The following is a 26,202-nucleotide window of genomic DNA, read 5'->3' on the forward strand; positions in this document are numbered from 1 at the left end:
TCCCGCAAGCTTTTAATTCACCCTTCCCCGTGCATGGCGGGGCGGCGATGGGCGAGTATCCCGTAAAGTGCTGTATTATCGAGGTTTTCCAGGCTCGCCAATGCCGCATAGGGGTCGCCGGTCAGGCCCAGCAGGTGGCAGAAGGCGGGTTCGGTCTTCATGCCCGCCGCCTTCAGGGCCCGGATTTCCCCGCGCAGGCCGGGCGCCAGTGCCAGCAGGCGGGCTTCCACCAGCATGTGGCGCCAGCCTGCCTGCCGTGCCACTGGCTGGCCCTGTGCGAAGATTTCCAAGGGCAGGCCGTCCAGCAGGAAGCCGGCGACCAGGGCCGGGCCGTCGGCGGCCATGATCAGGCGGCGCGCGTACAGTGCCTGCCCTCCGAAGGCGGCATCCACAAGGGGGGCGAGGCCGGCGGGGTCGGGGGCATGGACCAGGATGTCCAGGTCCGATCCGGGCACGGCAATGTCCAGCGGGAAGGTGCCGGCCAACCCGGTATCGAACCCGTCCAGCCGGTCGAAGGGCCGATGGCGGGCCAGCACGGCATGGGCCCGGCGCTGGTCGGCGCTGCCCGTGGCGAGCGTCGTCCAGTCGCCCAGGTCGGCCGGAGCGGCTGGCGGCGGTTCAGCCATCGGCCTGGCTGGCGGCGTCCGGCTTCAGCCGTTCGCCGAAAATGGCGGTGCCGACGCGCACGAAGGTGGCGCCCGCCCGCACCGCCTGTTCGTAATCCCCGCTCATGCCCATGGAAACCGCGCCCAGCCCATGGCGGGCGGCCAGCCGGGCCAGCAGGTCGAAATGGGGGGCGGGGTCCGCCTCCGCCGGGGGGATGCACATCAGCCCTTCCACCGCCAGCCCATGGATATCACGGCATTCGGCCAGGAAACCGGCCAGGCCGTCGGGGGCGATGCCGGCCTTCTGCGGCTCGCTGCCAGTATTGACCTCCACGAACAGGCGGGGCAGGCGGCCCTGCCTGCGCCCTTCCGCGGCCAGGGCGGCGGCCAGCTTGGGCCGGTCCAGCGTCTGGATCACGTCGAACAGGGCCACGGCCTCCTTCACCTTGTTGGTCTGCAGCGGCCCGATCAGGTGCAGTTCGATGTCGGGATACCGGTCGCGGGCTGCGGGGAACTTGGCCTTGGCCTCCTGCACCCGGTTTTCCCCGAACAGGCGGTGACCGGCGGCCAGGGCGGCTTCCAGTTTTTCCACCGGTTGCACCTTGGAAACGGCGATCAGGCGGGCAGCACCCGGCGGCCGGCCGGCCTCTGCCGCGGCGGCATCGATGCGGGCCTTGATGGCGGCCAGGTTGGCGGCGACATCGCTGACGGATTCGGTCATGGTTGGCGGGACCTGCGCATGGTAAGCGGGCAGGGGAGAAAACAGGGTCTTTCGGCCTTGTTTTCGCCCCATGACGCACGTAAAGCCCTTCCTGTCCGCCCCGTCAATCCTCCGTCATTGCCAAGGATGGCTGCCTTGACCCGTCTCGCCCGCCGCCTGTCGCTTGCCCTGTCGCCATTTCTGGCCGCCCTGCCGGCCGATGCGGCGACGACCGATTTCGACTGGCGCGGGGTTGTCCAGGGGGCGCTGGTGCGGTCCGGGGACGGGCACAATGCCTACGGTGCCTATGCCGTGACGGGCGAAGGGAAGCTGACGACGGACAGCGGGCTGGGCCTGTCGCTGACGGCGACGCTGGGCTCCGGCGATTATCAGAAAAGCCTGGACCGGCCGGGGCGCGACAACCAGTTCACGGTGAACGAACTGTTCGTGACGCTGGATTCCGCCTGGGGCCGGCTGCGCGTGGGGGATGAGGACGGTGCCGCCAAGCGCGCGGTCGATGTGCTGCCGCTGCTGGCGGGCGGCCAGATGGATGGCCTTTGGACCGAGATCGCGGCCATCGCCCCACCGCTGACGCATCTGGGCCGCGACAGCGACGATGCCACGAAGATCCTTTATGAGACGCCGCGTGTCATGGGGCTGCGGGTTGGCGTGTCCTATGCCTGGAAGCGTGACAGCCTGGTGGAGGATATCGCGCGGCATACTCCGGGTCCCGTCGATCGGGGGCTGTGGGAATTCGGCGCGAATTATGAGGGGGACTGGGGTCCCGTCTCCTATGATCTTGCGGCCGGCTATGCCATGGCCGACAGCCGCAACCCGGCGCTGGGCGACACGGAAAGCCTGAAGCTGGCGGGTCAGATATATTATGGCGGCTTCGCGGCCGGGCTGGTCTGGGTGGATGACGGCGACAGCGGCCGCCTGAAGGGTGATGATGCCACCAGCACGACCTTCATGGGCAGTTACGAGAACGGGCCTTATGGGCTGGCGCTCTGGTGGCAGGGCGTGGACCTGGATGTCAGCCGCGACTACGACGCCTATGGCGCCGGGCTGTCCTGGCGGGTGGCCGGCGATACGCGGCTGTCCCTGGATACCGTGCGCTATGATGGCGGCCGTCGCGGCTGGTCCGGCACGCTGGGGGTCGAGGCGCGATTCTAAGCCCCGCGGCGGGGCTGCAACCGGCCCCCGAAGCGCACATTTCGGGGGCGTCCCCCCCGAAACCCTTGCCTTCCATGTGAAATTCACCCATCTCCCGCGCTTGACCGGCCGGTGCCGAGCGGTCAAAAGTCCGGTTCCATCCTGTTTTCACCACCGTCTTTCCAGGGGAAAGCCCATGTCTTCGGCCGAAGTGCCCGTTTCCAGCGCCCAGGTTGCCATTACGCTGCCCGACGGCAGCGTGCGGACCTATGCGCCGGGCACTACCGGGGCCGACGTGGCCGCCTCCATCGCCAAGTCGCTGGCCAAGGCCGCCCTGGCCGTGAAGATCGACGGGGAGGTCCGGGACCTGGCCCTGCCGCTGGCCCGCGATTGCCGCCTGGAGATCGTCACGGACAAGAATGCGGATGACGCGCTGGACCTGATCCGGCACGACGCCGCCCACATCATGGCCGAAGCCGTGCAGGAGCTTTATCCCGGCACGCAGGTGACGATCGGCCCGGCCATCGCCACGGGCTTCTATTACGATTTTGCCCGCGACACGCCGTTCACGCCCGACGATCTGGTGAAGATCGAGAAGCGCATGCACGAGATCGTGGACGAGAACCGCCCCTTCACGCGCGAGGAGTGGGACCGCACGGAAGCCATCGAGCATTTCAAGTCGATCGGCGAGAAGTACAAGGCCCAGATCATCCAGGACCTGCCGGCCAGCGAGACGATCACCATCTATCGCCAGGGCAAGTGGTACGACCTGTGTCGCGGCCCCCACCTGCCCAGCACGGGCCGGGTCGGCCATGCCTTCAAGCTGATGAAGGTGGCTGGCGCCTATTGGCGCGGCGATGCCAAGAACGCCATGCTCCAGCGCATCTACGGCACCGCCTGGCGGACCGAGAAGGAACTGGCCGAGCATCTGCACCAGATCGAGGAAGCGGAGAAGCGCGACCATCGCAAGCTGGGCCGCGAGATGGACCTTTTCCATGTGCAGGAGGAGGCGACGGGTTCCGTCTTCTGGCACCCCAAGGGCTGGGCGCTTTACCGGAGCCTTGAGAATTATATCCGCGCCAAGCTGGTCACCGCCGGCTATGTGGAGGTGCGCACCCCGCAGCTCTATGACAGCAGCCTGTTCAAGGCGTCAGGCCATTGGGACCTGTATGGCGACAACATGTTCAAGGTCCGCGAATCGGTGACCGAGGACGGGGTCGAGAAGTTCCTGGGCGTGAAGCCCATGAACTGCCCGGCCCATGTGCAGATTTTCCGTCAGGGCCTGAAAAGCTACCGCGACCTGCCGCTGCGCATGGCCGAGTTTGGCAATTGCCACCGCAACGAGCCGTCGGGCGCGCTGCACGGCATCCTGCGCGTGCGCAACTTCACCCAGGACGACGCGCATATCTTCTGCACCGAGGATCAGGTGGGCGAGGAGGCGAAGGAATATTTCGCCCTCCAGCTCGGCGTCTACAAGGATCTCGGATTCGAGAAGATCGCCGTGAAGCTGGCCCTGCGCCCCGATGAGCGGCTGGGCGACGACGCCACCTGGGACAAGGCGGAGGAAGGGTTGCGGGTGGCCCTGCGCGCCAACGACCTGGAGTTCGAGGAACTGCCCGGCGAGGGCGCCTTCTATGGCCCCAAGGTGGAGTTCCACCTGACCGACGCCATCGGCCGGTCCTGGCAGTGCGGCACCCTTCAGCTCGACTTCCAGCTTCCCGAGCGTCTGGATGCCAGCTATATCGGCCAGGACGGCGCACGCCACCGGCCTGTCATGCTGCACCGGGCCATCCTGGGCAGCCTGGAACGTTTCATCGGCATGATGATCGAGCATTATGCCGGCAAGTTCCCGCTGTGGCTGGCCCCGACCCAGGTGACCGTGGCGACCATCGTGTCCGACGCGGATGCCTATGCCGGGAAGGTGGCGGCCGCCCTGCGCAAGGCCGGCCTGCGGGTGGAGCTGGACATCCGGAACGAGAAGATCAACCTGAAGGTCCGCGAACATTCGCTCCAGAAGGTGCCGGTCATGCTGGTCGTGGGTGCCCGCGAGGCGGAGCAGGGAACGGTCGCCATGCGTCGTCTGGGCTCCAATGCGCAGGAAATCCTTGCCCTGGACGCCGCCATTGCTAATCTGTCGGCTGAGGCGCGCCCCCCGGCGGATGCGTCATCCACCGATTCCGCATTCTGAGTAACGAACAACAAGTGTAACGGACGCGCCGCCCGCCACCAGGCCCCCCTTTAGACAGGCCACCGGGCGGCCGTCCCAGGCAAACAGGAGAAGTTTCCATAGCCAGGCCCACTTCCCAGGACCGTGAACCGCAGCGCGACGGTCCCCGCATCAACCGCGAAATCAATGTCCGTTCCGTCCGCCTTGTCGATGCCAATGGCGAGATGGTGGGCGTCGTCAGCCTGCGCGATGCCTTGTATGCCGCGGAAGAGGCGGGGCTCGACCTTGTGGAGGTCAGCCCCAACGCCGATCCGCCCGTCTGCAAGATCCTCGACTATGGCAAGTACAAGTACGAGGCGCAGAAGAAGGCCAACGAGGCCCGCAAGAAGCAGAAGATCATCGAGGTCAAGGAAATCAAGCTGCGTCCGAACATCGACGAGCATGATTACGAGATCAAGATGAAGGCCATGCGCCGCTTCCTGGAGGAGGGCGACAAGGTCAAGGTCACCATGCGTTTCCGCGGCCGTGAAATGGCCCACCAGGATATCGGCATGAATGTGCTGATCAAGGTGCGGGAGACGCTGGAAGATCTGGGCAAGGTCGAACAGATGCCCAAGCTGGAAGGCAAGCAGATGATCATGGTGCTGGCACCGCGGTAGGGCGGGCCGCCGGGCATCATGGTCCGGCAGTATCATGGTTCAGCATGGAAAAGGGGGCGTGCCATGGGTACGCCCCCTTTTGCGTTTCGATTTTTGTGTTTCATGCCGGGGCCTGGGAATCTTGCTCCCGGTATCCGCGCCGTCTGGCGCGTAGTATGACAGCGGCCGAAAATCTTGACCGATGGTCAAGGTTTTCAGCACCTCATACCAACTTGCGATGAGTAGAACTCATCGCAAGTTGGTCCGGCGGCGACCGCCACAGCACCGCAAAATAGTATCAGGCGCCGGCGCCCACATGCCAACGGCTCGGGCGTGCCACGTGGCGCGCGGCGGCAGTCGCCACCGATACCAACGGGCAAATATTTCGACCGCTGGTATTATACCAACCTCCCTAAAGGTTGACCTTTAGGGAGGTTGGAGGCTGGCGACTGCCAGCCCGGCGCTCATGCGCCGTGAGCCAAGGCGGCGGATGCCGCCGCCCGGCAATTGAGGGAACACTAAATCTCCCTTGATCGGTCACGATCAAGGGAGATTGGTATTAATCGGCTCTTCTCGACATGACCGGTCACGGATCGGTGTATTCATCCGGGAAGTGACGCTTCCAGACCGGTTTCACCACGGGCATCTTGTCCACCCGCTCCGCCACGGCGACGATGCCGGGCGCCACGGTGCGGATGGCCTCGCGCCCGGGACGCCAGCGCGTCATCATGGAGATATAGAGGTCCAGCACCGTCAGGTCCGGCATGTCCAGCAGCCAGGCATCGCCGTCTGGTTTCAGCGCCCGTTCCATGACCTGCCAGCAGAACAGTGTCCGGTCGATGGTGGCCTGTTTCAGTTCGGCCGCGGCCGTTGCCCCCGTCACCCAGCGGTCGGCGAAATCGCCCACCGTGTACATGGGATAGATGGCGGCCGGCAGATAGACCAGCCAGCGCAGGAAGGAAGGCCGCGCCGGATCATCCGGCCCGGGTCCCAGCACCCCGGGATGCCGTTCCATCAGCCAGAGCAGAATGGCGACCGATTCCGTCATCACCGCCCCGCCGGGCAGCACCAGGGTCGGGATCTGCACCAGCGGATTGACGGCCCGCAGCGCCTCCACCCCGGCGGAAGGGGTCCAGGGCTCAGCCTCCACATAATCGTAACCTTCCCCTGTCAGGGTAAAGGCGGCCTCCACCACGGCCGAACCGCAGCCCGGCGCCCCATAGAGTGTCGGCTTGCCTGTCATCGTCGCCCCTCCGTTGCCCGCTGACCCTTATGGGAGAACATGAACATAGGCAGAACATTCATGCAAGCCTTCCGATGGGCGCCGGGGTAAAGCGCATTGCCCCCCGCGGCCACTGGTGTTAGACACTCGCCCGTTTGCCCGTCACAATCGCCCGCCCATTCTGCCTGTCCGGAGCCATCGCCCATGACCGCCCCCGCCGCCCCGACGATCTCCCGCGAGGAATGGCTCGCCAAGGCTCAGACCCTGTCGGAGGCGCTGCCCTATATGCGGCGCTATGACGGCAAGATCATCGTGGTGAAATATGGCGGCCACGCCATGGGCAACCCGGAACTGGCGCGGCAGTTCGCCAACGACATCGTGCTGCTGAAGCAGGTCGGCGCCTATCCCATCGTGGTGCATGGCGGCGGGCCGCAGATCGGCAAGCTGCTGGACCGGCTGCAGATCAAGTCGGAATTCATCGACGGGCTGCGCGTCACCGACAAGGACACGATGGAGATCGCCGAGATGGTGCTGTCCGGCAGCATCAACAAGGAGATCGTGGCCCTGATCAACGACGCGGGTGGCGATGCCATCGGCCTGTCGGGCAAGGATGACGACCTGATCGAGGCGCGCAAGGCCACCCGTACCAGGCGCGATCCCGACAGCAACATCGAGAAGGTCATCGACCTGGGCTTCGTGGGCGAGCCGTTCCGCATCAATCCGCAGATTCTGCACAAGCTGCGCAATGCCGGCTTCATCCCCGTCATTGCCCCCATCGGCATCGGCGAGGATGGCCAGACCTACAACATCAATGCCGATACGGCCGCCGGCGCCATTGCCGCCGCCATGGACGCCACACGCCTGCTGCTGCTGACCGATGTCGCGGGTTTCCTGAACAAGGAAAAGGAACTGGTTCCCGGACTGTCCGTGTCGGCGGCCCGTGCGGCCATTGCCGATGGCACGGCGTCGGGCGGCATGATCCCCAAGCTGGAAACCTGCATGGATGCCGTCGTCGGCGGGGTGGAAGGCGCTGTAATCCTTGACGGGCGCGTGCCGCATGCCATTCTGCTTGAAATCTTCACCGAGGGGGGTGCCGGTACGCTGATCGGCACCAAGTAAACCTCCCGCACACACCAGGGGGCGGAGCGCCATGGCCGCACGCATGCATCTGGTCCACGGTCCGCAGGGGGCGGGCAAGTCGGCCTATGCCAGGCAACTGGAATGGGAACTGCCGGCTGTGCGCTTTTCCCTTGATGAATGGATGTCCACCCTGTTCGTGCCCGACATGGTGCCGCCGTTGGACATGGGATGGCTGTCGGAGCGCATGGGAAGGTGCGAGGGTTTGATCTGGGACATGGCGGCTGCCGTGCTGCGCAATGGCGGCGATGTCGTCATGGACCTGGGCTTCCAGCGCCGTGAGCAGCGGGACGAGGCGCGGCGGCGGGCCAGGGTGCTGGGTGCCGATGTCCTGTTCCACCTGCCGGACGGCCCCCGCGATGCGCGTTGGTCGCGTGTGCGCCGGCTGGATGATTTTCCCGGCGATGCGATGGGCGGCGACCAGGCGGCAAGGGGCGATGATTACGACCCGCCCTCACCGCAGGAGGCGGGCACCATCCATGGCGTGCTGCTGTAGGGTTGCCGGCCATTCCTGCCACCTGCGGAAGGCTATGTCCCGCGGCGGGAGCGGGCGGATGCGGTATGGTATTCTGACTGCCGTCCCCGATGGGATGGCGTCCGGCAATCGCTTCGGGTGGGGGGATGCATGATCCTGATCGTCGAGGACACGCCCGAGCAGAGGATCATCTTGTCCGCGATCATCGACAGTTCGAACCTGGGCCCGTCCACGGCCCTGGTCACGGCCGAGGAGGCGCTGGCCTATCTGGAGGCCGACCGGCACGATGGGCCGGCTAGCCCGGTACGCGCCATCCTGATGGACGTGCTGCTGCCGGGAATGGATGGTATCAGTGCCGCTGCCCGCATCCATGCCAATCCCCGCCTGTCGGGCATCCCCCTTATCGTCATTTCCGCGCTGGAGGATAGTGGCCGCCTGACCGAGGCGCTGGCCGCCGGGGCCGTCGATTATCTGGTCAAGCCCGTGCAGCCGGTGCAACTGGCCGGCCGGCTGCGGGCGGCGCTGCGCCAGGCGGGCACGCCCGGCACCATGCAGACCGTGGCCGCGCGCGATGTGCTGGATCGCCTGATGGCGCGCACGGTCGGGCGCGGCGTGCTGCTGCATGTCGCCGTGCGCGACTGGGCCGAACTGTGCCGTGAACTGGGCCGGGCCGGGGCGGATGAATTCAGGGGCCGGCTGATCGCCGCCTTCGCGGGGCTGCTGCCGCAGGCGTCGCAATGGCTTTACCAGCCGGCGGAGGGGGGCGATTTCTCCCTGCTGGTGGAAAGTGACGGGGACACGTCGGATTTCCTGGCCCTGGCCCGGTCGCTGGCCGAGGAGATGCCCTGGCCTTCCCTGACCATCGCCGTGACGGGCCTGCCGGCTGATACCCCGACGGCCAACGCCACGTCGCCGGGGGGCGTTGCATGAGCGACGAGAAATCCACGGCAGAAACGATCGCGGCCCTGGTCTCCCGCCTGCCCACGGGGGCGGCCCGCATGCTCTATGGCGAACTGGCCCAGGCCCGCGACAATGGCAAGGTGACGGCTGTCCGCCGCGCCCTGGTGGAACGGATCAACGCTTCCCGCCAACAGCACGGGCGCCGGTTGTTCACCCAGCTTTTCGAGCCCTTCCTGGCGGCGGACATCGAATTGCTGCGGCCGGGCTTTTCCAGCCTGGGCATCCTGCATGCCATCGATGTCGGCGCGCTGTGGGTTCAGGCGGCGGCCGGGCCCCTGGCCCGGCTGGCCGCTGCCATCGAACAGCGCATGCCGGCCTTGGTGGCCGAGCAGCCCATGGACCTGGTGATGGCGCTGCCGGAAATCCAGACGTTCCAGGAACAGGTGCGCCGTGCCGCCATCGAATGGCTGGCCGGGGATGCCGCCCGGCTGACCAAGGCGCTGGCGGCCATGAATGCCTGGCGCGTCGCCGAACTGCGCCGGATGAATACCGGGTTTGAACCGCGCCCCCTGACCAACGAGGATATGATCACCATCCGCGGCGTGCTGATGCACGGCGCCGCCCTGCGCCCGCTGGCCCGCGACCTGTTGGCCGGCAGCAGCGACAGTGCGGCGGTGGTGGAGGTGGCGGGCGCCCTGGCGCTGCATCCGCTGCAATCGGTGCATACGCCCGAGGCGCGGATGGCGCTGTTCATGGTGCCGCTGGCCCTGCTGCACCGGCGGCGGGCCTATCGCGCCGTGGTGCCCTTCCTGCTGGATGGTGCGCCGGCCACGCAGGCCCGCATCCTGGAAGCGCTGGACAGCCATTTCGGCCGCACCTGCGCCCGCTTCGCGGCCGAGGCGGGTCTTCTGGCCGGCAGCGGCCAGCCGATCAAGGGGCCGCTGGCGGCGACGACCGTGCGCCGGCTGACCCTGTCGGCCGAACTGGGCCATATGGACGCCATCCTGGGCATCTATGAGGAGTTCGAGATTCTGGACGACCCGCGCCTGGGCATGCAGGCGCGCGATTACATGGACAATATGGTCAAGGCCATCGAGCGCACGCTCTATCCGGCCCTGATCGACCGGTGCGTTGCCGCCGGCCGCACCATCGAGCGCGCCCTGCCCGATCAGGATGCGCTGGAATGGGCACTGGGCCTGTGCGTGCGCTGGCGGACCGTCATCGGCCGCGTCATGCATTGGGGCACCGGGCACAGCGCCTTCAAGGAACAGGTGCTGGAACTGGCCCGCGCGGCGTTCCAGGCGGCCCTGTCCGATCCGCGCCCGTTCCCCCCCGGCGAGCGGCTGGCCCAGGCGGTGCGCATGCTGCAATTGTCCAAACCGCTGGGCGGGGCGGCCGTGGAATGGATCACGCTGCTGGACAAGGGGTTGGTGCGCACCGTCACCGACCGGCTGCGCCAGGGCGGCACCCTGCGCGACGGTGAGCACGACCTGGTCCGGGCCCTGATGGTGCTGGTCCGCAATGAGTTGCGGCGTACCCGCCACTGGCGTGACCAGTCACTGGTGGAACTGGACGAACTGGCCGAGGGCGTCGGCCTCTGAAGGCAGACCCCGTTTTCCAACTGCATTCAGGTGCCGGCGCCCGTATCCGCCGGCCGTATCCGCGGCGCGGCTGACGTCGCGGGGCCGATGCCATGGCAAAGGGACTACCACCCCGGGTCGTGGTTCGGTGGACCTATGCTTATGGACCCGGAAGGCATCTGGCCCGTTTCCAGTCTGGGCATTAAAACAATGTGGGAGCGCAAACGGGTTTCCATGCCCACTCGCACTCGTCGGATCAGTCTTTCAGCATTCCCTGATATAGATGATCATTGCAGAGCCGAAGGATGGCATGGCGATTATTCAGCCCATCCCTGTAAGTCATATTGCAGTATCCGGGTGTATTCTGCCGGGATGCTCAGTGCGGCCGGTTATGCATCGCGACTGCCATTCAATTCTGGAAATGTCGTCGCAGGACCGCTTCTGCCGGCTTTCCCTGGATGGTGAAATCCGTGTCCTGCGGTCCGCCGGCATCGGGGTCGCTGAACCAGCGCCAGACCAGTACATCATCCATTCCATGCCGCGTCAGCGCCGCCAGCCACAGGTCCAGCACGCGGGCCTGCAGGCCGCCATCCGGATGGGCGTCGCGCTCCTCCGCGCTTTCCCATGGCCGTTCCTGGGCGCCGACGGCGCTGCGCAGGCCCAGTTCACCCACCCACAACGGCCCCTGTCGGGACAAATCCCCGGCCAGCGCCGCGATGGCCGCCTCCAGGTCCGTTCCGTCGCCCAGCGGGGGATAAAGGCTGATGGCGGCGACGTCCAGCCGGTCACGGAAGGACAGCCGGGCCAGTTCGCCGTCCCAATGCGCGACATAGGTGACGATGCCGCCATACCGGTCGCGTACCGCATCGATGATGCCGCCCCAGGCCGGGTCGGCGCTGACGCCGCGCAGCTCGGTGCCGATGGCCAGCGCCTCCGCCCCTTCCGCCGCCGCCAGTTCCGCCAGGTCCAGCAGGATGGCGCGGTAACGCCGCAGCCATTCCGCCTGGTCGGCCGGATCGGTGAAGCCGATGGCGCCCGCCCAGGTCTGCGGCACCCAGACATGCGGCTTCACCATGACGCGCAGGCCCAGGCCGCGGGCCTGCCGGATGCCGGCGCGCAGGTCCGCCGGCCCCACGGCATCGCCGGGGACGATGGCGGGATCGCCGGGTGCGGGCTGCCACAGGAAGGGGATCAGCGCCACGGCATTGGCCCCCAGCGCCCGCAGATTGCGCAGCGAGCGCCCGCAGGCATCCGACCCCAGCGGCGCTTCCGGCGTGGCGACAAGATTGACGCCGCGCCAGGGGCCGGTCCCCGCCGCACCGGCGCATCCGGGCAACAGGCCGATGCCGGCCAGTCCCGCCCCCATGCGCAACAGGCCGCGCCGCGAGGTGCCCTGCCGTTCCACCCGTTCCTCCATCCCGGTGTCGTCGCCCCATTGGGCGCCCACCATCGGGCAATGTCCGCTCCCTTCTGTCAATGGTAAGCCCCATGCGCCCCTCGCTTCTTGCCAGCCTGCTTTGCCTGACCGGTCTGGTCGCCCCGGTCGCCATCGCTGCCGACAGTGCCGCGGACGGTGCCGCCGGGAACGGCGTCACGCGCAGCATCAGCCTGCGTGAACTGGGATATGCCGAGGGCATCACCCTGTCGGGCATCGCGGCCCGGCAGGATCTCTATTTTCCGCTGCCGGCCTGGGTGGCGACGGGGGACCTGCGGCTGGATGCGCGGCTGACGGGCGTGCTGGCCGATGGGCAGCGCGCCGCGGTCCAGGTCCTGCTGGCCGACCAGCCCCGCTGGACCACGGCGCTGAAGCCGGGCAGCCAGGAGGCAAGGCTCAGCCTGGCCTTGCCGCGGGCCGACCTGCGCCAGGGATTCGCCAAGGCGACCCTGGGCTGGGGCGCGCAATGGACGGATAACCGCTGTGTCGACCAGCGGCTGCCCGGCGGCTTCGTCACGCTGGAGCCGGAGAGCGCCGTCACCTACCGCATCGACCCCGCCGCCATCGACAATGTGCGGGCTGCATGGTCCGCATTGGGCCCGCGCGTTTCCATCCTGGTGTCGCGCGACGGGCTGACCCCGGCGCAGTTCCAGGCCGCCGTTGCCCTGGCGGCCAGCCTGCTGCGCGAAGGGCGTCAGGTTTCCATCGCCCCCCTGCCACAGGCGGCAGCGCCCGACGCCGACGCCGGCACGGGAACCATCTGGCTGGCATCGCGGGCGGAGATCGAGGCGACCGGCGAGCGCCTGCGTCAGGCCGCCGGGCCGCGCGGCGGCGGGCTGTACCGCCTGCGCGACGGGGGGGAGGGGGCCGATGTCGCCCTGCTGACCACGGGCGGCCTGCCGGCCCTGGTCCTGCTGGACAATATCGACGGGCAGAAGCTGCGCCTGCTGACCGCCGGCTGGTCGGCGCTGGCCGACACGGCTGGTGCCGCGGTGCGGGTGGCGGGCCGGCTGCCGGCGGCCCGCCAGGATGATGATGGCATCGCCTTCGCGGCGCTGGGGCTGGGCGAAGGGGTGCAGGAACTGGTGGACCGCGCCGAATGGCCGCTGCGCCTTGATTATACTCAGGTACCCGCTGGCCGGCGGCCCGCCGCGCTGGAAATCGAACTGGCGCCCGGCAGCACCATCGGCGACCGGCCGCAATTGCTGCATGTCTTCGTGAACAACACCCTGCTGCGCAGTGTCACCCTGCCCGATGGCGGGGCCGTGCGGCGCCTGACCGTGCCGTTGCCCGATGGGCTGCTGGGCCGGTCCAACGCCATCCGCATCCTGTTGCAGCGCCAGCCCGGCGGCGGCGATTGCCGGGAGGCGCCCCTGGCCAGCCCGGCCCAGCTTCTGCCCGGCAGCCGGGTCACCCTGGCGCCGGACGAGGCGGTCCCGTCCGATTTCTTTGCCCTGGGCCCGGCCATGGCGGATGGCGCCACGCTGCTGGTGACACGCGCCCAGTTGAAGGAGCCCGTATCCGCCCTGACCCTGGCCGCCCGCGTGGCGGCGGACCTGATGCCGGCCGGCGCCCCCCTGGCGGTCATGGTGACCGGGGAGGGGGAAGCTAGGCCCGCTTCACCCTTCATCGCCCTGCCCGGTGCCGTCGTGCCCGGCCTGTCCGATCTGCCCGTGCGGCTGGATGGCGGGGCCGTCAGCGTCCAGGACCGTGGCGGTGACACGGTTCTGGACATCACGGGGGCGCGGGGCCTGATCACGGCGCAGCTGGCCCGGGCCGGCACCGTGCCGGGCCTGTCGCTGTCCACGGCCGATGGCAGCATTCCGGCCCTGCCCGAACGGCTGGCCCTGGATCGCGGCAATGTCGCCTTCGCCGACCAGACCGGCCTGCTGATGGCCTTCGACACGGTGCGCGACCGCGCCGTGCGCATCGTCGTGGCCGACGAGGCCGGCTGGGCCGACTGGCTGGACCGGTTCCGTATCGTGCTGGTGCTGGGGGCCTGGATACTGGTGACGCTGGGTGCCGTCGGGGCGCTCCGCCGCTGGTATCGCAGCCGCGCGCCGAAGGTCTGACCGGTCCATGGACATGGCCGCTCCCCCCATCGTCCCGGTATCCGGCGACACGGTTCCCCCCATCGGCGAATTGCTGCTGGCAAAGGGTCTGCTGACCGTGGCGCAGGTGGAGCGCGCCCTGGAACTGCAACGGCAGTGGAAGGTGCCGTTCGGCGATGTCGTCATCTCCCAGGGCATGGTCCGGCCGTGGGCGTTCTACCGCACGCTGGCCGACCGTTTCCGGCTGCCCTTCGTCGATCTGATGGCCGAAGGGCCGGAAGAGGGGCTGGCCGACAAGGCGCGGGTGGAGGATTACAGCCGCCTGCTGCTGCTGCCCTGGCGGAAGGACGGCGATGTGGTGACCGTCGTCACCGCCGATCCCGGCCCCAGGGCCATGCTGTTCGCGCGACAGACCTATGGCCCGCAGGTCAGGCTCGTCGTGACGTCCAAGTTCGACATCGTCTGGACCCTGCAGCGCCTGTTCGAGGAGGATTTCAGCCATCAGGCCGTGCACGCCCTGGCCGACATGGACCCGGCATCCAGCGCACGCACGGTCGTGACGCCGGGGCAGAGCGTCGTGCTCTATACCCTGCTGTCGCTTCTGCTGCTGGGGCTGGCGCTGGTGCCGATCGCCACGCTGATGCTGCTGAACATCGTGATGGCCGTGTTCTATCTGGGCAATTTCGTGCTGAAGACGATCCTGGTCTGGTACGGGTCGGATGCCGCGCACGTCGACCGCAAGGTGACAGATGCAGAGGTGGCGGCGCTGAAGGATGACGACCTGCCCACCTTCACGGTCCTGGTGCCCATGTACAAGGAACCGGAGGTGCTGCCCATCCTGGCGGCGGCGCTGCGGCGGCTGGACTATCCCATCGCCAAGCTGGACATCAAGCTGGTGCTGGAGGCCGGCGACCGGGAAACGATCGACGCCGCCAAGTCGCTGGGCCTTGAAGGCATCTTCGAGATCATCCGCGTTCCCGCCTCCAAGCCGCAGACCAAGCCCAAGGCCTGCAACTATGCCCTGCGCTTCGCCCGCGGCGAATATCTCGTCATCTTCGATGCCGAGGATCAGCCCGAGCCGGACCAGTTGAAGAAGGTCGTGGTCGCCTTCCGCAAGGCGCCGGCCAATACCGCCTGCATCCAGTGCCGGCTGAATTATTTCAATGCCAATGAGAATTGGCTGACCCGCATGTTCACGCTGGATTACTCGCTCTGGTTCGATTTCATGCTGGGGGGGCTGGAACGGCTGAACATCCCCATCCCGCTGGGCGGCACCTCCAACCATTTCAAGATGGATGTGCTGACCAAGCTGCACGCCTGGGACCCGTTCAACGTCACGGAAGATGCCGATCTGGGCGTGCGTCTGACCCAGAAGGGCTATCGCGTGGGCGTCGTCAATTCCACGACGTTCGAGGAGGCCAATGTCTCCATCCCCAACTGGGTCCGGCAGCGGTCGCGCTGGATCAAGGGTTATATGCAGACCTATCTGGTGCATATGCGCAATCCCCTGCATCTCTACCGGTCGGTCGGTGCCGGCGGTTTCTGGGGGTTCCAGTTCTTTATCGGCGGAACGATGCTGTCGGGCCTGCTGAACCCCGTCTTCTGGGGCTTCTACCTGCTGTGGCTGGCGATCGGCGGGACCTGGCTGGACCCGCTGTTCCCGACGGCCCTGCTCTATCTGTCGCTGTTCAACCTGCTGGCCGGCAACGGGCTGTTCACCTACATCTCCATCATCGCGCCCGTGAAGCGCGGCTGGACCAACCTGGCGCCCTGGGGCCTGACGGTGATCGGCTATTGGGCGCTGATGTCGGTTGCGGCCTACAAGGCGCTTTGGCAGCTTGTCAAGAACCCGTTCTATTGGGAAAAGACGCAGCACGGCCTGTCGCAGGCGACCAAGCAGGAAGTGGCCAAGGCGCTGGCCAGCATGGGGCAGTCATGAACGCCACCATTGTCAACGCCCCCATCGTCGCCACCACCGCTTCCCGGGATCCGGCCTTCCGGCCCATGCGCGATACGCGCGGCCGCGGTACGGTGCGGGCCTGGATGCTGCCGGTATCCATGGGCGTGCTGCTGCCGCTGGTCGGCCTGCTGGCCGCATGGCCGCTGGCCGCCGGCTGGCTGTCGCCCGATCTGGCGGACCGCTGGACCCGTGCGCTGCTGGCCACGGCGGATGTCGGCGCCTTCCGCGATCTGACGGGCACGGCCTATCCGTTGCTGCCGCTGGCGGCCGACATGCTGCTGGCCCTGCTGCCGGGGCTGGGTGGCATGCCGCCGCCGCTGCTGGTCAATGTGCTGGCCGTCACCCTGGCCGCAGGGCTTTGGGTGCGGATGATGGCGGCGGGCGGGCATGGGTTCGCCTGGGCGGTGATCACGGCGGGGCTGCTGCTGCTTCAACCGGCCCTCGCCCTGTCCGTGGCCGGGGGCGGCCCCGCGGTGCCCGGGCTGCTGTTCTTCACGATCGTCGTGTCATCTGCCCTGCGGCTGCATCGGGCGGGAGAGGTGAACGCCATGATCGGCCTGGGCGTGGCCCTGGCGGGACTGGCTGTCACCGATGCGGCCGGTGCCTATATGGTGCTGGCCGCCATTCCCTTCCTGGCGCTGTTGCTGCCGCCGCGCATGGTGGCCACCTCTGCCTCGGGCAGCCTGCTGGTGGTGCTGTTCCCGCTGCTGTTCGCGGCGCTGGCCCTGTTCTATGTCAACTGGGTGTTCGGCGGCTCCCCCCTGGCCTTCGCCGCCGGGGTGGATGCCGCCATCCGGGGCGCGGCCGGGGATATTGGCGGCAGTCGCTGGCTGATGGGGCCGGGTGCCGGTTTCGGTGGTGCGCTGACGGCGGGGGCCGCGCTGTTGCTGCTATCGGGTCCGCTGCTGCTGGCCGGCATCGTGTTGGGGGATGCGGGGGCGCGGCGGGTCCTGGTCCTGCTGGCGGCCCTGCTGCTGGTGGCCATCGTCCTGGCCTCCGCCACGCGCTTCCTGGGGGATCCGGGGCGCGTGCTGGCCTATCTGCCGCCGGTCTGCGCCCTGGCGGCGGCCATTGCGGGCCGGCAACGCCTGCCCGGCGCGGCGGTCGCGGTGCTGGCCCTGGCCGGGCTGCTGGGCGGCTGGTGGGGGCAGGGCTGGTCCGGCGATGCACAGTCGGCCGGCTGGCGCGCGGCCCTGCATGGCCCCGTTCCGCAGCCCGATGAACGGGCGGGACAGGTGGCGCTGGGCCGTTTCCTGCGCCCGCTGGACGATGTCGCCATCGACGGGCTGACGGCCGGCGCCGCCGTGCCGGCGCGCGGCACGGCGCGGGGGCTGGTGCTGCCGTCCAACGACCGGTTGAAGGCCGATCTGATCACGGGCCGGCTGCGGTCGGCCCATCTGGCCCTGCGCGACCCGTCCTCTCCCGCCGGGGCACGGGACCGCATTGCCCAGGCCCGGCCCGGCCTATGGCTTGATGCGGGACCGGGGGCCCGTTTGCTATATGACCGGGATGGCTGGCGCGTCTGGCGCCTGGCCGACGGCGACGATATGTCTGGAGTGGTGAAATGATCCTGGTCGTCGACGATATGGAGGAGGTCCGCGAGCTGACCGCGGCGCAACTGGGCGCCTTCGGCTACGGCCCCATCGTCAAGGCGGGCAGCGCGGAGGAGGCGCTGGCCCTGCTGGAGGCCGAGCGCACCGACGGGGCGGAATCCCCGGTCGAGCTTGTGCTGATGGATATCATGCTGCCGGGCCTGGACGGGATCAGCGCCATATGCCTGATCAAGGAGAATCCGCGTCTGGCCGACATCCCCGTCATCACCATCTCCACGCTGGAGGATGAGGAGACGCTGAACGACGCCTTCATCGCCGGTGCCCTGGACTATCTGGTCAAGCCGGTGTCGGCCGTGGCGCTGCGTGCCCGCGTGCAGTCTGCGCTCCGGCTGCGGACCGAGGCGCGGCGCCGCCGCGCGCGGGAGGGCGAGCTGGCCGAGATGGTGGCCGACCGCCGTCATCGCCGCCCGGCCCGGCATGGGGACGAGGTCGGGCCCGGCTGGCCGGGGCTGTCGCAATATGTGCAGTTGCTGGCGCAAAGGGCCCGCCACCGCCATCCCGGCCCCGTGCTGCTGGCCGCCATCGATGATTACGGCCGGCTGGAGGAGCTCGACGGCGCCGATCCGGCAGCCGAGCTGACCCGCCGCATCATCGAACTGGCGGCGGCGCTGCCGGGCCGGATCGGCGACATCCTGATCATGGCCGGCGACGGGCGGCTGGCCATCCTGTTCGACAGCGACGATATGCGCACCGCCCAGGAAACGGCCCATAGGCTGACCGATCTGGTGGGGCGGGCCCGTATCCCGCATCCGCGATCCAATGCCGGCCCGCATATCAGCCTGTCCATCGGCCTGGGGCAGGGCGTGGATGCGGGTGCGCAGGCCAGCCGCGCCCTGGACATGGCCCGTGCCGAAGGCGGTGCCCGCATCGTCGACGGCACCAGGATGCGCGCGGGGGAGGAGACACCATGAGGCGCCATGTGTTCACCGCCGGCCTGCTGCTGTCACTGGCCCTGATGCCCGCCGCCGCCCTGGCCGGGGCCTGGCCGCAGGCGCCGGGCACGGTGGAGGTGATCGCCGGTTCCGCCTATTCGGTGTCCGACAGCGGTTTCGATGGTCGGGAGGGCGGCGCTTCGCCCAAATACCGCAAGCTTGAGGTGGCACCCCTCATTTCCTGGGGCTGGCGGCCCGATACGATACTCAGCCTGCAACCCGCCTGGCAATGGGTGAAGGCCGACCGGCCCGGTGGCGGGGCGGACAGCGGAGCGGGGCTGGCCGATGCGGAGATCGCCCTTCGCCAGGTGGTCTGGCGCGGCGATGGCGATGTCTTCTCCGTCCAGCCGTTGCTGCGGGTGCCGCTGGGCTATGACAATGACGACCAGCCGCCGCTGGGATCTGGCAAGGTGGATGCCGAACTGCGCGGCCTTTACGGATACGGATTCGATGGCGGGTTTCTGGATGCGCAGTTCGGCTGGCGCCAGCGGGGCGGTCCGGCCGCCGATGAACTGCGGTTGGACCTGACACTGGGCTGGCGGCCCGATGCCGACTGGCTGTTGCTCGCGCAATCCTTCAATGCCGTCAGCATCGGCGCGCCGGGGGCCGGTTACGGCGATGTCCGCCGCTACAAGATGCAATTGTCGGCCGTGCGCCGGCTGACTGACGATCTGGGCCTGCAGGTCGGCCTGTCAAAGGCGATCGGCGGTGAAAATGCCGGGGGCGAGCGCATGGCTTTGCTGGCATTATGGTGGCAGTTCGACAGCCGGTAGCAGAAAGGCGCTGGGCATGGCATTCCGGTCCACCGGCTATCGCCTGCTGACACTGAGGAACGTGATCGGCCTGACCATCGGGCTGATCTGCCTTGTCCTGACCCTGATCCGTGGCGTGCTGGTCGGGCGCGATGCCGAACAGCTTTTGCGGATGGAGGTGGGTCTGTCCCTGGCCGGGGTGGCAGAGAATGTCTCTGACAAGCTGAACGGCGATATGCAGGCCCGGGCCGACCAGGCGCAGGTCCTGTCGCGTCTTGACGATCTGGCCGATCCCGGTCGGGCACAGCGGCTGATCGACACGCTGATCACCTATGACCGCACGCTGGCCTGGGCCGGTGTCACCGACGCCGCGGGAAAGGTGATTGCCGGGGCCCGCGGCATCCTGGTGGGCCAGAACCTGTCCGAACGGCCCGTCTACCGCAATGGCATACACGGGCTGTTCCTGGGCGACGTGCATGAGGCCGTTCTGCTGGCCAAGCTGCTGCCCAACCCGACGGGGGAGCCGATGCGCTTCGTCGACGTGGCCGTGCCGGTGAAGGACCCGCAGGACCGGGTCCAGGGCGTGCTGGCCCTGCATTACAGCTGGTCGTGGGCCCAGCATGTGATCCGCCATTCCCTGTCGCCCATCCGCAGCCGCGAGGCGCTGGATGTGATCATGGTATCCAGCCAGGGCCATGTCTTGCTGGGGCCGGATGGGTTGATCGGCCAGCGCCTGTCGCTGCTCAGCCTGGTCGATGCCATCGACGGCAAGGTCGGCTGGCGGCTGGAAACCTGGCCCGATGGCCAAAGCTACGTGACCGGTTATGCCAGCGGCACGCGACAGCAGGTCATCGGCGGGCTGGGATGGACCGTGCTGGTGCGCCAGCCGGTGGAGATCGCCTATCGCCCCGCCGCTGCCATGCGCTGGAAGGTCCTGTGGTCCGGCCTGCTGCTGGCCGGGCTGTTCGGCGGGTTCGGCTGGCTGGCGGCCCATTTCATCACCAGCCCCATCCGGGCCATCGCCGTGGCCGCACGGCGGATCAGCAAGGGTGTGCCCGATGCCACCATCCCCGAGGTGGGCGGCGCACGTGAAATCCACATGCTGTCGCGCGTGCTGCGGGAACTGGTATCCGGCCTGCGGGCCTCCAGCCGCGCGCTGGTGGCCACCAACGCCGCGTTGGAGCGCGCGGAGAACATCGCCTATCACGACCGGCTGACGGCCCTGCCCAACCGGCATTTCTTCGAGCAATATCTGGACATCGCCTTGTCGCGGGCCCAGCGGCAGGGCGATATGGCGGCCCTGCTCTATCTTGACCTGGACGGGTTCAAGCCCGTGAACGACCGGTACGGCCATGATGCGGGGGACGAGGTGCTTCGCCAGATCGGCCAGCGCCTGGCCGAAAGCCTGCGGCCGGAGGATGTGGCGGCCCGTATCGGCGGGGACGAGTTCGCCTGCATCCTTGTCCTGCCCCGCGAGGAGGAGGACAGGGTCATGGAGGTGGCCCAGCGTCTGGTCGCTGCCATCAATGAACCGATCGACATCCTGGAAGGGCAGGTCCGGGTGGGGACCAGCATCGGTGTCGCGCTGTGGCCCGATCATGGACAAACCATGGCCGAGGTGCTGAAGCGCGCCGACGGGGCCATGTACCGGGCCAAGCAGCAGGGCAGGAATCGCGTGGCCTTCCACCTGCCCCCGCTTGTGGTGCCCGGCTGAACAGGCCGGAATGTCTCCCGGAACCGGCCGGCGGCATGGACAGCAACGCCCCTGATCGGGAATGATCGGGGCCTTTGCGCCGTCCGGGTCCCCGGCCGCCGGTAGAAGGGCTTGCCATGACGATCGAACTTTCCCTGGTCCTCTGCCTTCTGGCCGTGGCCGTCATCCTGTTCGCGCGCGGCCGCCCGCCCATGGATGCCGTGGCCCTGATCGTCATCGCGGCCCTGCCTTTGACGGGGGTGATCACGGTGCCCGAGGCGCTGGCCGGCTTCGCCGATCCCAATGTCATCCTGATCGCGGCCCTGTTCGTCATCGGCGATGCGCTGGTGCGGACCGGCATCGCCCAATGGCTGGGCGACCGGCTGGCGGCGGGGGCCGGGTCCAGCGAGGCACGGCTGATCATCTTTCTGATGCTGGCGGCGGCGGGTTTGGGTTCCTTCATGAGTTCCACGGGTGTTGTGGCCATCTTCATCCCCATCGTGCTGCGCATCGCGCGCACGGCGAACCTGCCGCCCGGACGGCTGATGATGCCGCTGTCCACAGCCGCCCTGATCAGCGGCATGATGACCCTGGTGGCCACGGCGCCCAACATGGTGATCAGTTCCGAACTGGTGCGCCGCGGCTATGAGGGTTTCGGCTTCTTCGCCTTCACACCTTTCGGCCTGCCCATCCTGATGCTGGCCATCCTTTACATGCTGGCCGTGCGCGGCCGGCTGGCCGGCAAGGCCGAACTGCCACCGCCACGGCCGGGCATCCGCGACTGGGTGCGCAATTACGCGCTGGCCGGGCGGGAGGTGCGGCTGCGGCTGGTGCCCGGTTCCGATCTGGCCGGCAAGCCGCTGGAAACCCTGGACCTGCGGGCCTCGGCCGGGGTGAACATCGTCGCGATCGAGCGGCAGGGCCGCCTGCGACGCGAACTGATCCGGCCCGAAGCGCAGACCGAGCTGCGCGCCGGCGATATCCTGCTGCTGGACATCATCGGCAGCCAGTTCGATGCCGACGCCTTTCGCGACCGGCACAGGCTGGAGGAATTGCCGCTCGACCCCGCCTTCTTCACCGACCGCATGCAGCAGTTCGGCATGGCGGAGGTGATCGTGCCGTCCGGGTCGTCGCTGGCCGGCCGCACGCCGATGGAATCACGCTTCCGTTCCGTCCATGATCTGGCCGTGATCGGGGTGCGCCGGGGCAATGACCCGCTGGAAGGCGTGGCCGCGCAGCAGCGTATCGCCGTGGGCGACACGCTGCTGCTGGCCGGGCCCTGGCGCGCCGTGCGGCGCCTGGGTGAACAGCGGCGCGACATGATCCTGCTGGACCTGCCGGAAGAGGCCGACGATTACGCGCCCAAGCGGTCGCGGGCGCCGCACACGCTGGCCGTGCTGCTGGCCGTGATCGTCGCCATGGCCACCGGCGTGCTGCCCAATGTGCAGGTGGCGCTGCTGGGGTGCCTGGCCCTGGGGCTCCTGGGCTGTGTCGACATGGTTTCCGCCTATCGGTCGATCCATTGGCAGACGCTGATCCTGATCGCCGGCATGCTGCCCTTCGCCCTGGCCCTGGAAAGGACGGGCGGGGTGGGCATGGCGGCACAGGCCCTGGTATCGATGCTGGGGGAGGCGCATCCGCGCATGATTCTGGCCGTCATCTTCGCCGCCACCGCCATCCTGGGGCTGTTCATTTCCAACACGGCGACGGCCGTGCTGATGGGGCCCGTGGCCCTGACCATCGCCGAAACCCTGGGCCATTCGCCCATGCCGTTCGCCATGACGGTGGCGTTGGGCGCGTCGGCCGCCTTCATGACGCCTGTCTCCTCGCCCGTGAACACGCTGGTCGTGGGGCCGGGCGGCTACCGGTTCGGGGATTTCGTGCGCATCGGCGTGCCGTTCGCCATGGTCACGCTGGTGGTCGCTGTGCTGCTGGTGCCGGTGTTCCTGCCGTTCTGAGCAGGCCACCGGCCCGCAGACAAAAACCCGGCCGTCCACAATGGACGGCCGGGCAGTTCGGGAGATGCCTCGACAATACCAGATCCTGGTGAGTGCAACTCACCGGGATCTGGTACAAGGGGAGAAAAAGCCCCGGTCATACCAACTTGCGATGAGTGGAACTCATCGCAAGTTGGTCCGGCGGTGACTGCCACAGCACCGCTCATGCGGCGCGCCCGAGCCAACGAATGTTGGCGCCGGCGATTGAGGGCGATGATCAGAACCTTAATTGGTTCTGATCATCGCAAAATAGTATCAGTAGGAGAAGCGGACCCCGCCGAAGAAGCGGCGACCATTCTTGTAGGCGGCAAACGGGACATCCCGGTTGCCGACATACTGGTACTGCGTTTCGTCCAGCAGGTTCTGCGCCTGGGCCGTCAAGGCGATCTGTTCGGTCAGGTTGAAGGTCAGCGAGGCGTCCAGCTGGTTATAGCTGTCATTGATCACCGCCGTGGCCCGGTTGACCTCGCGGAAATACTTGGAGCGGTAGCTGTAGGTCACCCGCGCGCTGATCAGGTCGTCCTCGTAATAGGGCGTCAGCGTGAAGGAATGCTTCGAACTGAACGGCAGGGCCACCGAGGCATCGGCCGTCTCGCTGTCGGCGAAGGTGTAGGAGGCTTCGACGCCAAAATTCCCGTACACATCACCGCGATAGGCCAGTTCGAAGCCCTTGATCTCCGCCGACCCGCCATTGCGCGGCCGGCTGACCTCGAACGGCTGCGGAACCGTGGTGCCACCCGGATTGGTCAGCGGGTTGGTGTCGGTGTTGATCAGCATCTCCGTGCTGGTGGCGCGGTAGATGTAGTTGGCGATGTCCTTGTAGAACACGGTCGCCGACACCAGCGACACCTTGTCGAGATAATATTCGATCGAGGCATCGAAGGCGTTGGCGCGGTACGGGTCCAGGTCCGGGTTGCCGCCATTGGCCGTGCGCAGCGTGTTGTTGGTTTCCAGGAAGGTCGACAGATCGGCATAGTTGGCACGGGCCAGCACACGCGACCCGGACAGGCGCAGCACCGTGCTGCTGTCCAGATCGAAGGTCAGGTTGATGCTGGGCAGGAAGTCGTCATAGGACTTCTTCAGCTTTATCAGTTCAATCTGGGTCTCCGGAACGATGGGCGGGCCGAACTGGCCGCCCAGCGTGTCACGCCGTCCTTGCGAAGTCTGATCGGTATGGACGTAGCGCAGGCCGGCATTGCCACGGAAGCCCTCGGTCTGGAAATTGAGTTGCGTATAGGCGGCCCAGATATCCTCCGACACGGCGAACTGCGACGGCAGATAGTCGAAATAGCTGGCATCGACATATCCGGCCGCGGGTCGGCCCATGAACCAGTCCTTCAGCTTGTCCGCGCTGATGGTGTTCCAGTTCTTCATCGTGTCGTTGACATTGATGCCGTCCAGATAGCCTGACGGCGTGCTGCCGCCGACGAAGCCGTCCACCGGCGTGGCGGCACCGTTGACCCGACGCAGTCTGGCATCCTGGGTCGTCTCGTGGGTGCGGTACTTGGCACCGAACCGTATCGCCGACAAGAGGCCCCATTCGACATCGCGCGTGAAGTCGGCTTGGGCATAGGTCTCTTCATCGGACGTCGGCTGCTGACGCAACTGGGCAAAGCCCAGCGTCGTCGCCTGGTTGCTGGTGGACGGAATTTGCGGTGTGACCGCGGCCAGACCGTTGGCGCCGGAAATATCGAAGCTGTAGCCGGTGAGTTGCTCGAACTCTCCGAAATATTGCTGCTTGGTGCCGCCCGTGGACTTGGTGTAGCCGCCCTGGAAGCTGGCCTTCAGCATGTCACCCGTATAGTCCAGCTTCAGGTCGGCGGCATAGGTCTCGATGGTGCTTTCACGCGCGATGGCGTCCAGCAGCATCAGGCCTGCGGTGTCGGTACCGGCATTGCTGTAGGAACCGCCGACGACCACACCATCCCGCACGACGGGATTGTTGGGCGTCCCCCGGAAATTGTTGAAATAGTACCGGCTCTGGTTGAGGTTGTCGTAGGTGCCCTTGACGTAAAGGCCGGTGGCGTTGATTTCCAGATTGTCGCTGGGCCTGGCCTGGATGGCCAGCGTGCCGCCCGTGCGCTCGCGCTTCTGTTCGAACAGGGCCGAATTGATCACGTTCGGCATGATGGCCGTGGAGCCGTCGGGCAGTGTCACCGTGGGATAGCCCAGGCTTTCGAAGCCGTCGCGGCGGATCTTCTGTTCCTGGTGGGTGACCGATGCCAGGATGCCGAAGGTCGATGCCTCATTGGCCCAGGAAATCAGGCCCGAGGCGTTCGGCGATCCCTTCTCCGACCGGTCATTGTAGCCATATTCCAGCGAGGCGTTCAGGGTCAGCGGGTCCAGGTCCAGCGGACGGCGGGTATGCAGGATGACGGTGCCGCCGATCGACCCCTCGTCGATGCGCGCCTCCGGCGACTTGTACACTTCCAGCTGCCCGACAACCTCGGGCGCCAGCATGGCATAGTTGAAGGTGCGGCCCGGTGCATCCAGGATGAACCAGTCGGTCGATGCCACCGTCTGCCCGTTCAGCAGGGTGCGGTTGAGCGCCGGATCGGTGCCGCGGATGGCCACGCGCTCGCCCTCGCCGAAATCGCGGTCGACCTGCACGCCGGGCAGATGCGACAGGGACTCGGCGACGTTCTTGTCGGGGAACTTGCCGATATCCTCCGCTGAGATGGCATCGACGATGGCGTCGGCGAAACGCTTGGTGTTCAGCGACTGCACCAGGCTGGCGCGGATGCCCGTGACGACGATCTCGTCCAGTGTGTCCTGCGATGCCGGCGCGCCCTGCGCCTGGGCCGTCGCGGCGACCGCCATCATGGCGATCGCGCTGACCGTGCCGCGCATGAGCATTTTCTTGAACTGCATGACCTGTGCCTCCTCGTAAGCCCTGTTCCCCTTGGTGTGTCTTTGCGTTGCCGCTGACACATTTCCGTTGCGGGTGGCCCGAACGCTTGCGGGTCCGTCCCGGCTGGCGGGCTTCAGGAAAGCGGAATGCGGGATTTCCGAAAGGCTGGTTCCGGCAGAACGCCGAAAATGACGGAAAAAGACGGAATTTTGTTTCCGAATATGGGTTGGAACTGTAACATTACATTGTCTCTATTGGAGTCGGCCGTCATTTTCCTTAACCGGTGACCTTATACCAGATCCCGGTGAGAGCAACTCACCGGGATCTGGTACGGCGGCGACC

General features: G+C 67.3%; 19 protein-coding genes. 14 read left to right on the forward strand and 5 right to left on the reverse strand.

The features are described 5' to 3' along the window. Window positions 1-17: 17 nt before the first annotated feature. Window positions 18-626: a DUF4269 domain-containing protein gene (locus tag ACM9LZ_RS11190; protein ID WP_416619537.1), complete on the reverse strand. Its 609-nt coding sequence runs from the start codon at window positions 624-626 to the stop codon at window positions 18-20. After that, the gene (locus tag ACM9LZ_RS11195) at window positions 619-1,326 is read right to left on the reverse strand and encodes a YggS family pyridoxal phosphate-dependent enzyme (protein WP_416619538.1); all 708 of its coding nucleotides are present in this window, start codon (window positions 1,324-1,326) and stop codon (window positions 619-621) included. Before ACM9LZ_RS11195 ends, ACM9LZ_RS11190 begins: the two co-directional genes overlap by 8 nt. 135 nt (window positions 1,327-1,461) lie before the next feature. Here ACM9LZ_RS11195 and ACM9LZ_RS11200 point away from each other — a divergent pair, with 135 nt between their 5' ends. From ACM9LZ_RS11200 to infC, 3 genes are all read left to right on the forward strand, one after another. Beyond that, complete coding sequence (locus ACM9LZ_RS11200; RefSeq protein WP_416619540.1) at window positions 1,462-2,478, forward strand: porin; 1,017 nt, start codon at window positions 1,462-1,464, stop codon at window positions 2,476-2,478. 175 nt (window positions 2,479-2,653) lie between these two features. Next, a complete protein-coding gene (gene thrS / locus ACM9LZ_RS11205) occupies window positions 2,654-4,645 on the forward strand; it encodes a threonine--tRNA ligase (protein WP_416619541.1) in 1,992 nt (663 codons plus the stop codon). Between the two features lie 98 nt (window positions 4,646-4,743). Next, window positions 4,744-5,283, forward strand: a complete 540-nt coding sequence (gene infC / locus ACM9LZ_RS11210; protein WP_416619562.1) for a translation initiation factor IF-3 — start codon at window positions 4,744-4,746, stop codon at window positions 5,281-5,283. A 565-nt stretch (window positions 5,284-5,848) separates the two neighbouring features. Here infC and ACM9LZ_RS11215 read toward each other — a convergent pair. Continuing rightward, window positions 5,849-6,505: a glutathione S-transferase gene (locus ACM9LZ_RS11215; protein ID WP_416619542.1), complete on the reverse strand. Its 657-nt coding sequence runs from the start codon at window positions 6,503-6,505 to the stop codon at window positions 5,849-5,851. 183 nt (window positions 6,506-6,688) lie between these two features. Here ACM9LZ_RS11215 and argB point away from each other — a divergent pair, with 183 nt between their 5' ends. From argB to ACM9LZ_RS11235, 4 genes are all read left to right on the forward strand, one after another. Continuing rightward, window positions 6,689-7,603, forward strand: coding sequence for an acetylglutamate kinase (argB, locus tag ACM9LZ_RS11220; protein WP_416619544.1), 915 nt, complete (start codon window positions 6,689-6,691; stop codon window positions 7,601-7,603). Between the two features lie 31 nt (window positions 7,604-7,634). Further along, a complete protein-coding gene (locus tag ACM9LZ_RS11225; RefSeq protein ID WP_416619545.1) occupies window positions 7,635-8,117 on the forward strand; it encodes a P-loop nucleotide/nucleoside kinase family protein in 483 nt (160 codons plus the stop codon). A 129-nt stretch (window positions 8,118-8,246) separates the two neighbouring features. Beyond that, window positions 8,247-9,026 carry a response regulator gene (locus tag ACM9LZ_RS11230; RefSeq protein ID WP_416619546.1) on the forward strand — a complete coding sequence of 260 codons (780 nt, stop codon included), beginning with the start codon at window positions 8,247-8,249 and terminating at the stop codon, window positions 9,024-9,026. After that, window positions 9,023-10,597 carry a hypothetical protein gene (locus ACM9LZ_RS11235; protein WP_416619547.1) on the forward strand — a complete coding sequence of 525 codons (1,575 nt, stop codon included), beginning with the start codon at window positions 9,023-9,025 and terminating at the stop codon, window positions 10,595-10,597. Before ACM9LZ_RS11230 ends, ACM9LZ_RS11235 begins: the two co-directional genes overlap by 4 nt. Before the next feature lie 388 nt (window positions 10,598-10,985). On the opposite strand, the gene ACM9LZ_RS11240 is transcribed toward ACM9LZ_RS11235, so the two are convergent. Next, window positions 10,986-12,026: a glycoside hydrolase family 113 gene (locus tag ACM9LZ_RS11240; protein WP_416619548.1), complete on the reverse strand. Its 1,041-nt coding sequence runs from the start codon at window positions 12,024-12,026 to the stop codon at window positions 10,986-10,988. Between the two features lie 38 nt (window positions 12,027-12,064). Here ACM9LZ_RS11240 and ACM9LZ_RS11245 point away from each other — a divergent pair, with 38 nt between their 5' ends. From ACM9LZ_RS11245 to ACM9LZ_RS11275, 7 genes are all read left to right on the forward strand, one after another. Further along, window positions 12,065-14,083, forward strand: coding sequence for a cellulose biosynthesis cyclic di-GMP-binding regulatory protein BcsB (locus ACM9LZ_RS11245; RefSeq protein ID WP_416619549.1), 2,019 nt, complete (start codon window positions 12,065-12,067; stop codon window positions 14,081-14,083). Window positions 14,084-14,096: 13 nt separating this feature from the next. Further along, on the forward strand, window positions 14,097-16,001 hold the full coding sequence (locus ACM9LZ_RS11250; RefSeq protein ID WP_416619550.1) for a glycosyltransferase family 2 protein: 1,905 nt from the start codon (window positions 14,097-14,099) through the stop codon (window positions 15,999-16,001). After that, entirely contained in the window at window positions 15,998-17,590 is a 1,593-nt protein-coding gene (locus tag ACM9LZ_RS11255; RefSeq protein WP_416619551.1) for a hypothetical protein, read from the forward strand. Before ACM9LZ_RS11250 ends, ACM9LZ_RS11255 begins: the two co-directional genes overlap by 4 nt. Continuing rightward, window positions 17,587-18,546: a response regulator gene (locus ACM9LZ_RS11260; protein ID WP_416619552.1), complete on the forward strand. Its 960-nt coding sequence runs from the start codon at window positions 17,587-17,589 to the stop codon at window positions 18,544-18,546. The genes ACM9LZ_RS11255 and ACM9LZ_RS11260 overlap by 4 nt, the downstream gene beginning before the upstream one ends. Continuing rightward, on the forward strand, window positions 18,543-19,340 hold the full coding sequence (locus ACM9LZ_RS11265) for a hypothetical protein (RefSeq protein WP_416619553.1): 798 nt from the start codon (window positions 18,543-18,545) through the stop codon (window positions 19,338-19,340). Before ACM9LZ_RS11260 ends, ACM9LZ_RS11265 begins: the two co-directional genes overlap by 4 nt. A gap of 16 nt (window positions 19,341-19,356) precedes the next feature. Then, on the forward strand, window positions 19,357-21,033 hold the full coding sequence (locus ACM9LZ_RS11270; protein WP_416619554.1) for a diguanylate cyclase domain-containing protein: 1,677 nt from the start codon (window positions 19,357-19,359) through the stop codon (window positions 21,031-21,033). A 116-nt stretch (window positions 21,034-21,149) separates the two neighbouring features. Further along, window positions 21,150-22,970: an SLC13 family permease gene (locus tag ACM9LZ_RS11275; protein WP_416619555.1), complete on the forward strand. Its 1,821-nt coding sequence runs from the start codon at window positions 21,150-21,152 to the stop codon at window positions 22,968-22,970. A gap of 294 nt (window positions 22,971-23,264) precedes the next feature. On the opposite strand, the gene ACM9LZ_RS11280 is transcribed toward ACM9LZ_RS11275, so the two are convergent. Continuing rightward, the gene (locus tag ACM9LZ_RS11280) at window positions 23,265-25,880 is read right to left on the reverse strand and encodes a TonB-dependent receptor (RefSeq protein WP_416619556.1); all 2,616 of its coding nucleotides are present in this window, start codon (window positions 25,878-25,880) and stop codon (window positions 23,265-23,267) included. Window positions 25,881-26,202: the final 322 nt, after the last annotated feature.

The organism is Niveispirillum fermenti, assembly GCF_048066175.1.
GTDB lineage: Bacteria > Pseudomonadota > Alphaproteobacteria > Azospirillales > Azospirillaceae > Niveispirillum > Niveispirillum fermenti.

Bases quoted from the DNA above. Each gene is read 5' to 3' on its own strand.
- ACM9LZ_RS11240 (WP_416619548.1), bottom strand. From the start codon at position 12,026: ATGGTGGGCGCCCAATGGGGCGACGACACCGGGATGGAGGAACGGGTG.
- ACM9LZ_RS11225 (WP_416619545.1), top strand. From the start codon at position 7,635: ATGGCCGCACGCATGCATCTGGTCCACGGTCCGCAGGGGGCGGGCAAG.
- ACM9LZ_RS11215 (WP_416619542.1), bottom strand. From the start codon at position 6,505: ATGACAGGCAAGCCGACACTCTATGGGGCGCCGGGCTGCGGTTCGGCC.
- ACM9LZ_RS11230 (WP_416619546.1), top strand. From the start codon at position 8,247: ATGATCCTGATCGTCGAGGACACGCCCGAGCAGAGGATCATCTTGTCC.
- ACM9LZ_RS11255 (WP_416619551.1), top strand. From the start codon at position 15,998: ATGAACGCCACCATTGTCAACGCCCCCATCGTCGCCACCACCGCTTCC.
- thrS (WP_416619541.1), top strand. From the start codon at position 2,654: ATGTCTTCGGCCGAAGTGCCCGTTTCCAGCGCCCAGGTTGCCATTACG.
- ACM9LZ_RS11265 (WP_416619553.1), top strand. From the start codon at position 18,543: ATGAGGCGCCATGTGTTCACCGCCGGCCTGCTGCTGTCACTGGCCCTG.
- ACM9LZ_RS11280 (WP_416619556.1), bottom strand. From the start codon at position 25,880: ATGCAGTTCAAGAAAATGCTCATGCGCGGCACGGTCAGCGCGATCGCC.
- ACM9LZ_RS11190 (WP_416619537.1), bottom strand. From the start codon at position 626: ATGGCTGAACCGCCGCCAGCCGCTCCGGCCGACCTGGGCGACTGGACG.
- ACM9LZ_RS11250 (WP_416619550.1), top strand. From the start codon at position 14,097: ATGGCCGCTCCCCCCATCGTCCCGGTATCCGGCGACACGGTTCCCCCC.
- ACM9LZ_RS11275 (WP_416619555.1), top strand. From the start codon at position 21,150: ATGACGATCGAACTTTCCCTGGTCCTCTGCCTTCTGGCCGTGGCCGTC.
- ACM9LZ_RS11235 (WP_416619547.1), top strand. From the start codon at position 9,023: ATGAGCGACGAGAAATCCACGGCAGAAACGATCGCGGCCCTGGTCTCC.
- ACM9LZ_RS11245 (WP_416619549.1), top strand. From the start codon at position 12,065: ATGCGCCCCTCGCTTCTTGCCAGCCTGCTTTGCCTGACCGGTCTGGTC.
- ACM9LZ_RS11195 (WP_416619538.1), bottom strand. From the start codon at position 1,326: ATGACCGAATCCGTCAGCGATGTCGCCGCCAACCTGGCCGCCATCAAG.
- argB (WP_416619544.1), top strand. From the start codon at position 6,689: ATGACCGCCCCCGCCGCCCCGACGATCTCCCGCGAGGAATGGCTCGCC.
- ACM9LZ_RS11260 (WP_416619552.1), top strand. From the start codon at position 17,587: ATGATCCTGGTCGTCGACGATATGGAGGAGGTCCGCGAGCTGACCGCG.
- ACM9LZ_RS11270 (WP_416619554.1), top strand. From the start codon at position 19,357: ATGGCATTCCGGTCCACCGGCTATCGCCTGCTGACACTGAGGAACGTG.